Source organism: Hymenobacter sp. (assembly GCF_036387835.1).
Classification (GTDB): domain Bacteria; phylum Bacteroidota; class Bacteroidia; order Cytophagales; family Hymenobacteraceae; genus Hymenobacter.
On the sequence record NZ_DASVSY010000019.1, the window covers coordinates 111,947 to 127,531 of the forward strand.

Annotated in this window: 12 protein-coding genes; 2 read left to right on the forward strand and 10 right to left on the reverse strand. The window is 58.9% G+C overall.

From position 1 onward, the window contains the following. Window positions 1-10: 10 nt before the first annotated feature. Window positions 11-268 carry a hypothetical protein gene (locus tag VF639_RS04110; protein ID WP_331144614.1) on the forward strand — a complete coding sequence of 86 codons (258 nt, stop codon included), beginning with the start codon at window positions 11-13 and terminating at the stop codon, window positions 266-268. Between the two features lie 167 nt (window positions 269-435). Here VF639_RS04110 and VF639_RS04115 read toward each other — a convergent pair whose 3' ends face one another. Next, complete coding sequence (locus VF639_RS04115; protein WP_331144615.1) at window positions 436-1,467, reverse strand: LacI family DNA-binding transcriptional regulator; 1,032 nt, start codon at window positions 1,465-1,467, stop codon at window positions 436-438. 455 nt (window positions 1,468-1,922) lie between these two features. Between VF639_RS04115 and VF639_RS04120 the strand changes: the two genes are divergently transcribed. Next, window positions 1,923-3,677, forward strand: a complete 1,755-nt coding sequence (locus VF639_RS04120) for a glycoside hydrolase family 9 protein (RefSeq protein ID WP_331144616.1) — start codon at window positions 1,923-1,925, stop codon at window positions 3,675-3,677. Window positions 3,678-3,694: 17 nt separating this feature from the next. Here VF639_RS04120 and VF639_RS04125 read toward each other — a convergent pair whose 3' ends face one another. The 9 genes from VF639_RS04125 to VF639_RS04165 all read right to left on the reverse strand — a co-directional run bounded on the left by VF639_RS04125 (window position 3,695) and on the right by VF639_RS04165 (window position 15,567). Further along, window positions 3,695-4,534: a glycosyltransferase family 2 protein gene (locus tag VF639_RS04125; protein ID WP_331144617.1), complete on the reverse strand. Its 840-nt coding sequence runs from the start codon at window positions 4,532-4,534 to the stop codon at window positions 3,695-3,697. Between the two features lie 103 nt (window positions 4,535-4,637). Further along, complete coding sequence (locus VF639_RS04130; RefSeq protein WP_331144618.1) at window positions 4,638-5,918, reverse strand: glycosyltransferase family 4 protein; 1,281 nt, start codon at window positions 5,916-5,918, stop codon at window positions 4,638-4,640. Then, the gene (locus VF639_RS04135; RefSeq protein ID WP_331144619.1) at window positions 5,915-6,946 is read right to left on the reverse strand and encodes a nucleotide-diphospho-sugar transferase; all 1,032 of its coding nucleotides are present in this window, start codon (window positions 6,944-6,946) and stop codon (window positions 5,915-5,917) included. The genes VF639_RS04130 and VF639_RS04135 overlap by 4 nt, the downstream gene beginning before the upstream one ends. Window positions 6,947-6,993: 47 nt before the next feature. Next, window positions 6,994-8,205 (reverse strand): glycosyltransferase family 4 protein, encoded by a 1,212-nt coding sequence (locus VF639_RS04140; protein ID WP_331144620.1) that lies wholly within the window; start codon window positions 8,203-8,205, stop codon window positions 6,994-6,996. A gap of 139 nt (window positions 8,206-8,344) precedes the next feature. Then, window positions 8,345-9,637 (reverse strand): O-antigen ligase family protein, encoded by a 1,293-nt coding sequence (locus VF639_RS04145; RefSeq protein ID WP_331144621.1) that lies wholly within the window; start codon window positions 9,635-9,637, stop codon window positions 8,345-8,347. A gap of 41 nt (window positions 9,638-9,678) precedes the next feature. Beyond that, entirely contained in the window at window positions 9,679-10,920 is a 1,242-nt protein-coding gene (locus tag VF639_RS04150) for a glycosyltransferase family 4 protein (RefSeq protein WP_331144622.1), read from the reverse strand. Then, complete coding sequence (locus VF639_RS04155) at window positions 10,917-12,518, reverse strand: lipopolysaccharide biosynthesis protein (protein ID WP_331144623.1); 1,602 nt, start codon at window positions 12,516-12,518, stop codon at window positions 10,917-10,919. The genes VF639_RS04150 and VF639_RS04155 overlap by 4 nt, the downstream gene beginning before the upstream one ends. A 168-nt stretch (window positions 12,519-12,686) precedes the next feature. Continuing rightward, a complete protein-coding gene (locus tag VF639_RS04160) occupies window positions 12,687-15,071 on the reverse strand; it encodes a GumC family protein (protein ID WP_331144624.1) in 2,385 nt (794 codons plus the stop codon). 376 nt (window positions 15,072-15,447) lie between these two features. Then, entirely contained in the window at window positions 15,448-15,567 is a 120-nt protein-coding gene (locus VF639_RS04165) for a sugar transferase (protein ID WP_331144625.1), read from the reverse strand. Between the last annotated feature and the right edge of the window lie 18 nt (window positions 15,568-15,585).

Sequence of the window (15,585 nt, forward strand, 5' to 3'; positions counted from 1 at the left end):
TGCTGCTGCCATGCCTGTCTACCTGCTCGTATCCGGATTTGGTTTTCTGTGCGCCTATTCGGTGCTCCCGCTGCTTACGGGCTATTGCGCCGCCAGCTACGGACGTTCGTACTGGTTCTGGTTTATACTAGGCTGGGTACTGCCTATTCTATCGTTTCTGGTACTTTTCGCGTTGATTGCGCGCCAACACCTCAACCGGGGTGAGCGGCTGCTAGCCGAAGCCAAAGAAATTTTGGCCGCCGCCGAAGCGGCAGAAGTGGGCCGGTAGCCGAAGTAAGAAGCTTCCTCCTTCAGCGCAACCGCAGTCTGCTTCCCATTGACTTCGTGAGCAAACTTAACTGCTTCCCGCTCAAACATGAGCTGTGAATTATAGGCCTACGGTCTTGTCTTTTTGGATACAGAAATGGCCTGATTTTCACCCAACAAGTCTGGTAGCTACAGCTTGTGCAGCGACGATGCTCGCACAATCAGCTCGGGCTTGAGTACCAGCGGGGGCGGCGAGTAGCTTGGGCCGCGCTTAAGGAGCTGCAGCAGCAGCTGAACCGCCGTTTCGCCCATCTGCTCGGCCCGCTGATCGACTACCGTTAGCCGGGGCTGCGTCATGTTAGTGAAAGGCTCGTTGCTGAAGCAAGCCACCGCCAGGTCCTGCGGTACACGCACATTGCGCTCCTGAAGCACTTCCAGGGCCCCCACCGTTGGGATGGCATAGGCGGCGAAAAACGCATCAATCGAGGCATCCAGCGCCAATAAGTGCTCGATGGCCAAGCGGCCCGCATCGTGCGTGAGAGCCGGTAAGTCGTACACCCATTCTTCCTTGAGTGGGAGCCCGTGGGCGCGTAAGGCTTCGGCGTAGCCTAAATAGCGGTTGCGGCTGGTGTTGAGGTGCTGCGGCCCGGCCAGGTGCGCAATGCGGGTGCAGCCCTGTTCGATGAGGTGCGTAACGGCCCGGTAGGCACCCTGAAAGTCGTCGAGAATGACGGCGGAGCTGCCGGGCAGGTCGGCCATGCGGTCGAAAAATACCAGCGGCGTGCCTTGCTGCCGAACTTGCTCGAAGTGCTGCACTTCGTTGTGCGTAGTTGCTGAGAGCGACACCAGAATGCCCTCTACCTGCGCCGCCAGCAGAGTGTCAATGTTTTGCTGCTCGCGTCGCAGTTCCTCGTTGGACTGGCACATCATCACGTTGAAGCCGGCCCGGCTGGCAATCTTCTCGATACCGTTCATTACGGCCGGGAAAAAGTAGCCGCGGATGTGCGGTACAATCACGCCCAATGTCTTGCTGTGGCCTTTGCGAAGAGCCGCTGCGAGCTGGTTAGGCCGGTAGTGCAGCTCCTGGGCCAGCTGCCGTACCCGGTCTTTGGTGGCTTCGCTGATACCTTCATGGTTGGCGAGGGCCCGCGACACAGTGGAAGGAGAGATGCCTAATTGCCGGGCTAGATCGGCAATTGAGGTTCGTTTTGGATTGGCCATGAGGCAGAAAGATTAATCAGTACGTGAGGTGCTCGAAGTGCCAGAAGTAATGCAGCTTCTGGCTTGGCAGCTTCGATAAGCTGTCGACTTCAGCCCCGGAGAGAAGCTTGCTGGTATTGCGGATTGCGGTCGGCGCAGCCTACCACTGGTTTTTTGGCCGCGCTTAGCCCCAAGTTTGGCTTGAATGTCCCGGTTGCAACTACACCAGTCATTGGAAGTTTTAAATCACTGACGAGACAAGGTGCATACTAGTTACAGACTTCCGAATTTCACTGAAAACATTGGTTCAAGCGTCTTTTCTACTTGTATCCGCGTTATTTAGCTTGCCAAAGATAACCTGCAGCCCCTGCAGCAGCGCTAGAGAGTAAAGAGGTTGAAAGCGAATGCGCTGTCTACTGCACTTTTTCTCATGCAAGCAAATACGCATTTCTGAACACAATTAGCAACTTCAATTCATGACCCATTTGCGGAAACCGATCCTCTTTTCAGGCTTTTTATGGGCCCTGGCTCCCTCACTTCATGCTCAACAGCTGACGGAAAGCATCAGACTCAATCAGATAGGCTTTTACCCGACTGCGCCCAAAGTGGCCATGGTGGTAGGCGCGGCGGCCGGTAAATTCTACATCACCACCCCCGACCGGGCCACTACTGTTTTCACCGGCGAGCTAAGTGAGCAGCGTCATAATGACTTCTCGAACCAAGACGTCCGTACGGCTGATTTCTCGGGGTTCAAGAAAGCTGGCACCTATGTGGTATCGATTCCGGCATTAGGTTATTCCCATTCCTTTCAGATTCAGCCCCGGGTACACGCGCCGCTCGCCGCGGCAGCTCTAAAAAGCTACTACTATCAGCGGGTCTCCACTGCGCTGCCGGCCACTTACGCCGGCGTGTGGAACCGCCCCATGGGCCACCCCGACAACCAGGTGCTGGTGCATCCTTCGGCCGCCAGTAAGGAGCGGCCCGCCGGCACGGTCATTTCTTCGCCTCGGGGCTGGTATGACGCCGGCGACTACAACAAGTACATCGTTAACTCCGGCATCACGCTCAGCACGCTATTATCGCTCTACGAAGACTTTCCGGCGTACGGCGCGCAACTAAAAGAGCAGGTTCCGGAGAGCAGCAACGCCGTTCCCGACCTCCTCGACGAGTCGTTGTGGAATCTGCGGTGGATGCTTTCCATGCAGGACCCCAACGATGGTGGCGTGTACCACAAGCTTACCAACGCCAACTTCGACGGCATGGTGATGCCCACTGAGTGCCGGACGCCTCGTTATGTGGTGCAAAAAAGCACCGCCGCCGCCCTCGACTTTGCCGCCGTGCTGGCCCAATCAAGCCGCATCTTCCGGCAGTTCGACCGGCAGCTGCCGGGCCTGGCCGACTCGTGTTTGCGGGCTTCCACGCGCGCTTGGGAGTGGGCCATTGCAAATCCGGCGGTTTACTACCAGCAAGACGCGCTAAACAAGCAGTTTCAGCCCGCCATTGCCACCGGTACCTACGGCGACAACAGCGTGCAGGACGAATGGAGCTGGGCCGCCACCGAGCTGTACGTTACTACCAAGCAAGACAAATACTATCAGGCTATTAAGCTGCTTCCCGAGGGGCAGCTACGGCTACCGGGCTGGAACCAGGTGCAAGCCCTCGGCTACTATACCTTAGTTCGCTTCGGTTCCAAGCTGCCCGCGCAAGCGGAAAAAGACGTTGCCAAAGCAAAAAAGGAAGTCGTGCTCCTGGCCGATGCCCTGGCCGCCGGCACCGACACCCGCGCCTACCAAACCGTAATGGGCAAATCAGCCCGCGACTTTGGGTGGGGCAGCAACTCCAACGCGGGCAACCAAGGCATTACACTCATTCAAGCCTACCAGATCAGCGGCAACCAAAAGTATCTGAACTACGCCCTCACCAACCTTGATTACCTGCTCGGCCGCAACGCCCTTGGGTTTTCCTTCGTGACCGGCTACGGCGCCAAAACTCCGCAGCATCCGCATCACCGCCTCTCAGAAGGCGACAAAGTACAAGCCCCGCTCCCCGGCTTCCTGGTAGGCGGCCCCAATCCGGGCCAGCAGGACAAGTGCCAATATCCCTTCAGTACCCCCGATATGTCTTATGCAGACGTAGTGTGCTCGTACGCCTCCAACGAAATAGCCATCAACTGGAACGCCCCCCTGGTGTACCTGGCGGGTTCCCTGGAGGCCTTGCAGGGGAAGTGGTAAAGGGGTGGCTTAGCGACTTAATGTAAAAAATACCCGACTAGCCGGCGGGCGTAGCCGTTGAGCAGGAAGTACGGCAGGTACAGCGGCGGGCAGTTTTTTAGGGCGAAATGCGTGAAGTTTAGCATGTTGCCGCCGCCCCGAATACCGAACAGGTGCTGATAGTAGCCCTTGAAGCTGCGGTGCTTACGGGTGAGGGTCTGGCCGCTTTCCTCGGGGTAAGTGCTTAGCTGCGCTTCGTAGTTGATGAACACCGGAAAGCCCGCCCGGCGGGCAACGCTGGTGTAGTCGAAGTCGGCGAGGTAGTGGGGGAGGCGCTTCTCGTCGAAGAGGCCGACTTTGTCGGTAACGGCTTTAGGAATGAGCAGGCCGCGGCCGGGCAGGTACGTGACGGGTTGCAGGTGGCGGCGCTGCTCGGCGGGTAGTTCCAGAAGCAGGTCGTGGCGGGTATTGGTGCGGAAATCGAGCCGCTCGCCACCGTAAATGGCCTGGCCCGTAGCCGCATCCAGTTCCAGTGCGCCGAGCACGGCTTGGGGGTTTAAGTCGGCGGCGGCGAGCATTTCAGCTACAAAAGAAGGGGCCGTTACCACGTCGTTGTTGAGGGTCATGACGCGGGTGGCGCCCAAAGCCAGCGCCCGCCGGATGCCCAGGTTCACGCCGGCCGTCCAGAATAGGTTACCGTCGCCGGTTACCACTTCCACCTCCGGAAACTCTTCGGCCAGCATCTTGTCGGTGCCGTCCGTGGAGCCATCGTCCACTACAATGGTGCGAAACGCCTGACTGGTTTGCTTGCGCAAAGAAATCAGACACTCGCGGGTGAAGTGTTTGCGGTTGAAAACAGGAATAATAATATACAGCATAGTGTTGGTTGCTGATTGTTGATTGTTAGTTGCTGGTTGTTGACTTTTAGAATGCTGTATTGAATGCGTAGTAACCATCTAGTAGTCAGTAAATAATCAAGAATTAACAATCAGCAACCAACAAGGAATTCGTTGTCAGCGCGGCTATTTCCGGCGCAAGAGCGGCCGCCTGCTGATGCAAGCCAGCCACCAGCTTCGGCCAGCTGTACTGTGAGGCATAGGCAAAGCTGTTACGCCCTAAACGCTCTAGTTCTTCCGGATTATCATACAGGTGTTCGACTGCCCGAGCTAAAGCCGCCGTGGTTTCCTCGGCCGATTGCACGGCTACTTTGATGCCGGCATCGTCGGGAATGAAGTCGGTGGCGCCGTGGTGGTCGAGGGTGAGGATGGGTAGACCCAGCGCCATCGACTCCATGTATTGTGAGGCATACGTGTCGCGTAGGCTGCACAGCATGAACAGGTCGTGGCTGAGGTAGGCATTGCTAATGGTGCTGTAGGGCACGCGGCCATGCCAGGTCACCCGGTCTTGCAGGCCGGCCGCCGCAATCCAGCCGGGCACCAGCGGCCCCACTGGCCCGTCGCCCATAATGTCGAGGTGAAACTTCACGCGCGGGTTTACCTTCGCCAGCGCGTCCAGCACGAGGTGCAGGCCTTTGCGCGGAAACAGCCGGGCCAACCACAATATCCGCAGCTCCCGCCCAACCAAAGCCGGCCGCAGTGGATACTCGACCGGAAAAAAGTCGGCGGGTTGGGCCGCGCTCATCACCAGCTCCACCTTACGGGCTCCTAGTTCTTGGGCCAACGCCGCCGTTTCGCGGTTGGCCGCAAACACCAGCGCCGCGTGGCGCAGCGACTGGCGCACGTTCGGGTCAAACGTGACCAGCAACTTGCTGATTACGTTGCGCATGGTTTCGGTTTTAAACCAATCGGGCAAGTAGTGGCGCAGCGACGCCGGCGCCTGCATGCCACCACCCAACGGGCCTAGCAGCAGCGGCTTTTTCAGGCGCCACAGCCACGAAGCCATTTGCAGGCTGTTGTAGGTGACGTGGTGCACCAGGTCGAAATCAACTTGCGCATCAAGTTGCCGGGCTACCAGCCAGGCACTGCGCTGCCACACAATGTAGTGCAGATACACGCCAAACTGCCACCGGTAGAGGTAGTCGATGCCAGGCGGTACGGTTACGTACACGGGGTGAATGCGGGCGGCGGTAGGGTCGTGGGCCCGCTCGACCAGGCGCTTTTGCAGGTTGGTGCGCCCGCGGGGCGTGGTCAGGCACCATACCTCGTGGCCCAGAGCAGCCGTTTCCCAGAGCCAGTTGAAGCCGTTGCCTTCTTCGCTGCCCTGGTCGGGGTCGCAGGCGTAGGCGGAAAGTAGAATCTTCATGACTGGAGCACGTTAGCGGGAGCAGGCTTAGCCGCTGATTTCGAGGAGGTAGGGCTTTGCAAACCGCTGGCCACCGGCTTCTGGCCGGCAAACACGCGGCGCATAATGGCGGACAAGCGGCTCTTGAAAAACTCGTTGAACCGCTTTTGGTCGCGGCGGTAGTCGCGGCGCACGTAGGTTGGGTGGCGCAGCGGAAACGCAAGGTCGGCGGCGGGGCGGGCGCCCATCATGTCGCCTTCGTCGTGGGTGTGGGTGGAGTTGTTGCCGAAGCCGATGTTGCCCACCAGATTCACGGCCGGTACAATGTAGAGGCCGGAATTCATGGCAATGGTGTATTCCCACTGGTAGTCCCACACGTCGGCCGGGGCGGGCAGCTTCAGCACGTCGGCCATCTTGCCCAGGCGGTAGCGCTTTTCCAGCTGGCTGGTAAACACGCCCTCGAACGCGCCGCTGGCTACGGCCTCGTGAAAGCCGCGCATCTCGTAATCATAGAGGGCCCAGGCGCGGCGCCAGGTGGCCCAGCCCCAGCTGTTGCGCTGCCCCGAAAAGTGGTAGGACGGGGCGTCGGGCGCGGGGGGAAGCTGCGCCTCGCTGCCGAAGTTGTTGCCGCCGATGTGCATTACGCGGGTATCATCGCGGTAGCGGGCCAGCAATTCTTCGCAAAACCGGAAAAAGCTCGGCGCGGGCACGCAGTCGTCTTCCAGAATAATGCCCTCGGTTTCGTGGCTGAAAAACCAGTTCATGGCCGTAACGGGCGCCCGGCCGCAGTTCAGGTTTTCGTCGTGAAAAAGCGTGAATACCTCGCAAGGCCAATCCACTTCGTCGATTACGGCGCGGGTTTCCACGCAGCGGGCGGCGTCGGTGGGGTGGTTGGGGCGCGGCCCGTCGGCGGCCACGTATAGGCGGGTCGGGCGGGCCTGCCGCAGCGTATCAAGAACCCGCCGCGTGGTATCGGGGCGGCTAAAGATAACGAGCAACACCGGCGTAGCGAAGGCCACTTCGGCGGCAGGTGCAAGGGAAACGGGCATAGCAGAGTAGGATAGCGGGACGAGATAAAAGCAAGATCTTGCGTGAACTACGACGAGGCCAACGCCAGAGCGGGCACGTCAACTAACTGGCTGCTAGAAAGTTGAATGCTGCGGTACATGGCTAGCGTGTTCTCGATAATCGTGTTGGGATCGTGCCGGATTTGGGCTTCAGCCTGCGCCTGCGTGGCAATTCGCTGCCACAGCGCCGGATCGTGGTAGAGGCGCAGGGTTTGGCGGGCCACGGTGGCCGGCGAAAGGTCGGTGAGTAAGCCGGTTTCCGCTTCTTTGATCAAGGAACTAACTCCGCCCACGTTGGACGCTACTACCGGCAAGCCCATGAGTTGAGCCTCGCACACGCTGTTCGGGCTGTTGTCGATGTAGGAGGGGTGCAGCAAGCAGAACGACTCGCGGCAGAGCACTGCCAGCCCGGCTCCCGACTGAAACGGGCGGCATTCCACGTGCTCGGGGCCAAGGTGGCGCAGGTTGTAGCGCTCGGCTACCTCGGTTACATCGGCGGTTTCCAGGCGGCCCACAATCACCAGCTTCATTTCCGGGGCTTGCTGCCGAATCAGGTTGAAGGCCATCAGCATTTCCTTGAAGCCTTTGATTTCCTGCTTGCCGCCTACAAACAGCGCCTGCGGGCGGGCCGGCCGCGGAGGAGCCGGGCGGGCCACTTCCGCGAAGAACTCCGGCCGGATGGTTTCCCAGTTGTGGTAGATGCGGCAGCCGGGGCTCAGGCGGGTGGTGTGGAACTTGTCCCAATCGGTGCGGCACGAGAAGTTGTGCACCGTGGGCAGGTACTTGGTTTCGTAGAGGCCGGCCATGGTCCACAAAAACTTCAGCATCGAAAACGTCTTGGGCACCACCTTGGCGTACTCCGACACAATGCCCTGCACCGACAGCACCATCGGAATATCGAGCCCGGCCGTCATGGCGGGGAGCTGCAGCTCCGAGCCGTGCAGGTGCAGCAAATCGTACTGGCGGTAGTGCTGGCGCAGGTACTTCTTCACGATGGCAATGCGGCGCTGGTAGAGCGTCAGAATATCCTGGCGCACTTTGGGCACTTTCAGGTAGATGAAGTGCATCCCGTCGCGGTCGAACTCCTCTACCTCGGCCGTTATCCGGTGGGTCCAGTTCAGAATCGTTAGCTCCACGCCGGGCCGGCGCTTCAGCAAATCCGCCAGCGTACCCACCCAGGGAACAGGATGCGCGGCCGGCTCGGACGGATGCGGAAAGGGGGCAAGCCAAAGAACTTTCATGGGGATAAGGCGAATAGTTTTTGGTTTTTGGTTTCTCGTTTTTGGTTTCTCTGTTCCTTATCCTGAATTCTGCTTGTATTTCCTTTAAGCTAACCGCTTCAAAACCAATATCAATTAACTAAAAACCAGAAACAAAAAACTAGAAACTCAACTGATGCAGCTCCGGCTCGGGCCTCGATGAAGGTTGCGCAACCGGGGCTGGCGGCTTAGTAACCGCCATAGGCTGCGCAATGGCGGCCAGCATCAGCCCAATCAACCCAAAGTGGTAAGTCGACCAGTCGTAGGAAGTCCCGAACACTATCAAGCTGCCGAAGAAAGCCAGCAGCATGGCCGTATCGGCGGTTACGACGCGCGACTGGCGCAGGCGCTTGATGACGCTGATAATGGGCACCAGCAGCACCAGCAAAACGCCCAGCACACCGAAGTAAAAGAGCCGGTCGAGGTAGAAATTGTGGAAGTGGTGGCCGGTGCGGTCAGCCCACATGGGCGCGTCACTGCTTGGGTCGTAGAACTGCATGGGCACCTCGAAGCCTTCGAGCCGCCAACCGGCAATAGGCCGCTCCTCGACCAGCGGCACGTACGATTCCAACTGCTTGAGGCGCCAGCTGCCGGTGCCTTGCTTGTCGGCGTTGGCAATGTCGTCGATGCTTTGCTCGAAGCGGGTCACCACTTCCGGACTGTTAAACACAATCATGGTAATGCCGAGGGAGCCCAGCACGAGCGGCAGCCCCACCAGCAAAGTAAGCTTGGACATGGAAAAGCGCGCCACCCGGGCCCAGCGCAGCAGCAGCAAATCGAGCGGCACGGCAATGATGGTAGCAATCCAGACCGAGCGGTGCTGCAGGAAGATGATGAGCGGCAAACACAGAAAGAAAACAAGCAGCGACGTCATGGAGCCCCGCAGCATGTAGGTGTTCAGGTTGAACAAGGCCACCAGCACAAACAGGTAGGCTGAACCCGAGTTGAAGCCCCGCTCGTTTTCCACGAAGGCGCTCAAACTCAGAGAATCGCGGTGGAAGATCAGTAGGTTGGCCATCATCATTACCAGCAGCACGTTGATGAGTTGCCGGAACGAGGGCAGACCGAAGCGCCGGTGAAAAGCATAGATGCCGAAGATGTTGAGCAGCACAAAAAACTTATTGAACACGTGCGGATACACCAGCACCGAGTCCCAGCCGGCGTAGGACTCCAGCATCAGCCACCCCACAACGCCCGCCCACACGTAAAACCAGATCCGGATCAGGGGCTGCATGTAGCGCCAGTACAGCAGCACCGCCGCCAACGAGCCCGCCAACAGCGCGTAGTTCAGGTACTTTAGCTGCTCCGGCTCCTGGTCGACCATGTAGCCGAAGGCAAACTCCCAGAACACAGCGTTGGTGCAAAGCACCGCTAGCATGGGTAGAATCAAGAGAAAGCGAAGGTTGATTTTCATAAGACCGAGGCGCTGAAAAGAAAAGCAAAAACTGGTGTCATTCAGTGGTGCTCTTCAGCGGAAAGGGCATAGGCGTAAGTGGGTGGCGCCGGGGCAACAGTAGGGGCGGCCAGAGCCGGCAAGCCGAGTATTTGACGGGCCTCATGGAAAAACGCCAGGGTATCGGCTAGCATAACCGACGAGTCGAAGTGCGTGGCGGCAAAGGTTAGCTGCGTCTGCTGCAACTGCGCCCGACGCTCAGTGGATTTCAGCAGGTCAGCCAACCCTTGGGCCAGAACGTCGGGCGCGGCGGTAGGGCTGATGAGGGCCTCAGGAGTAGGCGCCAGCAGCTCCGGGATGCCGCCTACGGCCAGCGCCACAGCCGGGCAGCGGGCCGCCATGGCTTCAATGAGCACCAACGGGCAGTTTTCGCGCAGGGCGGTGTGCACGTACACGTCGGCAGTGCGCAGCAGGGCCATTACGTCGCGGTGGTAGCCGAGCAGGAATACGTGGTTGGTGAGGTCGGCCTCTTTGATGAGCTGTTGCAGCAGGGCCTCATCCTCGCCCCGGCCCACTAAGGCTAGCACGAAATCAAGCCCTTGCCGCCGCAGCTCGGCCGCTACCGGAATCAGAAATCGTTGGTTTTTGCGGGCTTCCAGCTGCCCCACATTCAACAGAATAGGGCGACCTGGAAACTGCTGACGAAGATTGGTGGCCGCGGCCGGGGGCGTGGTAGGAACTTTGAGGTTCATGGCCACGCCATTGTACACAACCGTATGGTGGGCGTCGGGGGCCAGCCACGGCACACTGCGTTGCCGCACGTAGTCGGAAACGCCAATAAAGAAGTGAGTGCGCCGGAGCAGAAAGCCATACCAGCGGTGCAGAAAGCGGGCCGTGAGGCCGCCGAAGTGTTGCTGGTGCACCAGTTCCTCGGCCGGATGGTCGTTGAAGTGCCCGGTTACGACGACCGGCACCCGGCCCGCCAAAGCCAGATGGGCCGCCCAGCCGCTGCTCACGTCCTGCGCATTCACCACGTCATAGGCTATGCTACGGTCGATAGCAAAGTAGATTTCGGCAATGTAGCCCAGCTCGATACCTATTTGGTTGCCGAAGCGGCCCATTAGCAGCTTCAGCCCGCGCCGCACGGCCCCAATGCTGCGGCGTATTACCAGCCGCTGGCTGTCGGGGGTGATAAGGGTCACGGTGTGACCCTGCTGGCGCAGCTGCTCCGCCAGCCGCTCGTAGTGTACCCGCAAGCCCGACGGGGCGCTCGGAACCAGCGTGGAAGTAAGCAGGATGTTCATGGAGCAGAAGTAGCCGCCATGGGCTCGAAAGACGGGAAAATCGGATGGTTCTGCTCTAGATATACCTCGTAGCGCAAGAGCAGCGCATGGCCGGCGGGCGGCAAAGTGGAGAGGCTACGCACCCGGCCCAGCAACTGCTGCAGCGGCCCCCGCAGCTCCGCCGATGGCCAGCGCAACACTATGGCCGCCAGGGCAATAGCCCCCGTCAGCATTTGCAGGCCCAGCATGAACAAAGGCGGAGCCCCCACCGTATGGATCAGGGAAGACACCAGCAAAATACTGGCCCCAACCACGGCCGCGTTTAGTAGGCCCGGCAAATACATGGCCAGCAGGCGGCCGTAGCTTATGCCTATGTCGTTGTGCGTGACGCGCATGTACAGGAAGGTGCGCACCACTTCGCCCGTGCCAATGGCCGCGGCAATGCCTACCAGCCCGTATGGTTTCAGCAGCCAGAACAAGCCGGTAAGCAGCAGCATAAACTCGACGTTGAGAATTACTTTCTGGCGCAGGTTGGCCCGCGCGTCGGCCACTACTCCGGCAAACAACGTGGTCATACTCAACGGAATCGAGATGCAGAGCACCCGCAGAATGGGCACCGAAGCCGCCCAGCGCGGCCCAAGCAAGACCTGCACCATCTCCGGCGCCGCCACCGCCACGCCCGCGCACAACGGCAGTACCAGCGTAGCCACCAGCGTGCTACTCGTCAGGTAAAGCGCCCGCACGCGGGGCAGGTCCGTCTGAATTTTGCTGAACGTAGGAAAGGCCACCCGCGCCAGGCTGTTGGTCAGGAAGTACATGGGCAGGTACAGCAGCATGTAGGCCCGGTTGTAAATACCGAGCAGCGTCGAGCCCAGCAGGCGCCCAATCAGCAGCGTGTCGAGGTTGCCGTTGATGAATTCCAGGAAGCTGATAACCGACATCTGGCCGCCGTAGCCCAGCAGCGGCGCGTACGCCGCCCAGTTGAAGATAAACCGTACGGAGTGGCGCACCAGCGCGTAGCTGGCCACCATCACGAAGAATTGCTGCGCCAAGCTGGCGGCTATCAAACTCCAAACGCCCGCTATGGGCAAGTAGCCCGCATGAATGGCCCAGGCCATGCTCACGCCCACCCCCAGATAGCCGAAAACATAGGCCGCCACTTCAACCTTGGCAATGGACTCGAAGCGCATTTCGCGCCGTAGCACACTCACCGACGTCATGCTCAGCCCTACCAGCACAAAGCCCAGGGCCTGCAACCGAACCAGCGGCACCACGGCCTCGTTTTTCAGAAAATACACCGAAAGCGGAGCCAGCAGCCAGGCCAGCGCCGCCACCCCAACCCCTAAACCGAGCGAAGCCGTAAAAGCCGCCCGAATATCCTGCCGGGTAATCTCAACCCGCTGCACCAGGGCGTGGCCTAGCCCCATTTCGGCGAAATAGCTGCCGAAGCGCAGCACCAGGCCCGACATGGCAACCAAACCAAAAGCCGCCGGGTCGAGCAGGCGGGCCATGATGGCGGTGTAGCCGATCTGCATCAGGGCATTGGCCACCGAGGCCGCCGTCGTCCACTGCACGCCGCGAACCGCTGCGGAAGTAAGGGTTGGAGAAGTGGTAGCCATCAAGAAACAGATAGAGCAGGCGCGTAAGGAAGTTTAGGAGAGTAAACCCATAATTTAAACTCCATGCAATTTACAAATACCTAGATATAATATAAATAAAGTACATAAGTATTTCAATGTTAATTTGAACTACACTGTTGCGGCTCTCTGCACATGGAAGTTTCACGCTCAGTTGTGGTAAGCATAAGCTTTTTCTTTGTGCCGATACTCATAGGTTTTATTGAAATGTACGTCATTGATTACCAAAAATATATCTTTGATTTTACGCTTTCGGTACAGCTCGTCAACCTGACGCAGGAGCCCCCGGTCGGTGTAATTCTGGCGTACTATATAAATGCTGGCGTCCAGGTGCTGCTGCAAGACAAAGAACTCGGCCACGTAGCCAACCGGCGGCGTATCGACCAGCACGTAGTCGTAGGTGTGGCGCAGGTGCCGGAGCAGGTCGGCCAGCTGCGGGCTCTCGAGCAGCTGGGTTGGGTTGGAAGGAACAGGGCCGCACGGTATCAGGTCGAGGTTTTCGATGCTACTAGCACAGCGGATTTGCTCTAGCGTGCTCTGGCCTTCTAGGTACGTACTCAAGCCGTGCGCCGGATCTATGGTTAAGCTGAAGTAGTCGGCCACGGTAGGGCGGCGCAGGTCGCATTCAAGCAGCACCACCCGCTGGCCACCCTTGGCCATCTCGGCCGCCAGGTTTAGGGCGCAAAAAGTCTTGCCCTCGCCCGGCACCGACGACGCCACGCCCAGCACCCGCTTGTCGAGCCCGGCCAGCAGATACTGAAAGTTCACCCGAATCGAGCGGAACGATTCGGTTATCGGGCCCTTGGGGTTGTGCAGCATCTGCCGCTTCTCCTGCGACGTGCCGTGCGCCACCACGCCCAGCAGCGGGATGGCGGTGATGCGAGCAAGGTCTTCCTGACTTTGTATGAGGCGGCTGGTTTTGTGGCGCAGCACGATGACTCCCGCCGGCACAGCTATTCCCGCCAACAAGGCAATAAGGAGCACCAAGGGCTTCTTGGTAGAGGTCGGCCCAACTCCTACCTGGGTGGCCTGGTCGACAATCTTCTTGTCGGTTACGTTGGTGGCCAGGGCGATGGCCGCTTCGTCGCGCTTCTCAACCAGGAAGTTGTAGTGCTTCTCGTTGAATGTTTTCTTGGTTTCGAGCCGGGCCATGCGCCGCTCATTTTCTGGCATCTGGTTCATCCGGCTCCGAACACTGCCAAGCTGCTCGTTCAGGTCGCGCAGAGAAATGTCGGCGGCGCGGTTCAGATTGCTGAGCGTCTGTTGCAACGACTGTTTAGTGCTGCTGATTTGCTGGTCCAGTACCATCACTTGCGGGTTGATGCTGCTGCCGCTCACGCCAAAGGCGGCCCGCTGGCTGTTTAGGGCCGCGAGCTGCTGAATCAGCGCCAGCAAAGCCGGATCGTCGATGCCCGCGCCGCTGGGGGCGGTTGCAGTTAGGTTTGCCTCATTGCTCTGCAAGTCTTGCAGCATGCTTGCGTAGTACTTGCGGTTGGTGGCAACGCGGGCCCGCGTCATTTCCAGCTCACCTTGCTGCTGAATGCCCACCGCCGACTGCACGCCCACATCCACCATGCCGCGGCTGGTGCGGAAAGAGCTAAGCGCCGCCGCCGATTGTTGCCGCGGCGCCGACAGCTTGCCTAGCTCCGCGTTCAGAAAAGCCACTGTTTTCGACCCAATTTGGTTTTTCTGCTGCAGGTCGTCCTCCACAAACGTGGTCATAAGCGCGTTCAGAAACTGGATTTCCTTGGCGGGCACCGGCCCCTGTATGCTCAACTCAATAATGCGGGACTCCCGGTCGAGGGGGCGCACTTTGAGCCGACTCTGGTAGTTGGTGACAAGGCCAGAAACGTCGTGCAGGCGGAAAGAATACCGGGCTGCTGACCCGCCGGTATACGTGGGGTTGGGCGTGAAAACGGCCGTGAGCAACGGATGACGCAGCTCCTGCCCAGAGCTAACTACCTGGTCGAGGTGCACCTCCGGCACCTGCCCCGCTAGCTCCCCGGTGGTTAGGTTGCGCAACTCCCCCAGTTTCGCTTCTGCCTGCACCCGGTACTGCCCACCGGGCAGGACTTGCACATAAATCGGTACGTTGGTGAGTTGGGGCTTTTCCGGTGTAAGGGTTACCCGAAAGGGCATGTTATCGGCGGGTTGCTCCCGCACCTGCACGTTGCCAAACGTGTTCAACCAGTTATCGGGCGCACTAAAGAAAGAGGTGGTGAAGGGCAACTGAACCAGGGTGCGCCGTACCATATTGGCCGAGGTCATAACCCCAATTTCGTCTTCTAGCTGCACGCTTTTCTGCTTCACCTCCAGCAACTGCAGCAATTCCTGAATGCGCTTCGACCCCGAGTTTTGGTCGCCTAAGAGCATGGTTGACCGGAAGCTATAAACCGGGGTTTTAACCTGCAGGTATAGCCAAGCAACGGCCATTGTGAAGCCTAAGGAGAGCAGAAACCAAAGCCAATAGCTGCGCAGGCGAAAAAATAGCGCGTGCAGATTAACCTCTTCGGAGTGAGTAGAATGTGTCTCCATATGATGAACAAGCAGGGGAAGCCTGGATCGGAAAGCGGAAGTCACTCCGCACAACAGCACATATCTAGTCTAGCGGCCCCAGGCCAAGCCTAGGAACAAGGCTTCTCGCGTCAACAAAACGAGGAGAAAGAGAGCGGCCCATCACTGAGAGGTCACAAACCCTGCTTTTGCTTTACAGTTACAATCAGAAAGACGAAGAGTAGGTATCTCTTCCGGTTTTGATTGCAGAATTGTTTTTTGCTTCTAAAGCAGGCCGGCGTAGCGTAAGGCCAGGCTTTTCTACACGGCTAGCAGTCATCACGAACAAGAAGCCCCAAACTACAAGCAGTAGTTGCCGCCGCTCGTAAGCAGCTGATTGACAAATCCGTAATTGAATTTAATAAGCGTTCTTTTCGCCGCGGACCATATTCCAGACGGTGAGGAAGATGATCTTCATATCAAGTTCAAACGACCAGTCCTGGATGTAGCGCAGGTCGTACTCGACGCGCTTCTCCATGGCGCCCGCGGCCCGGGT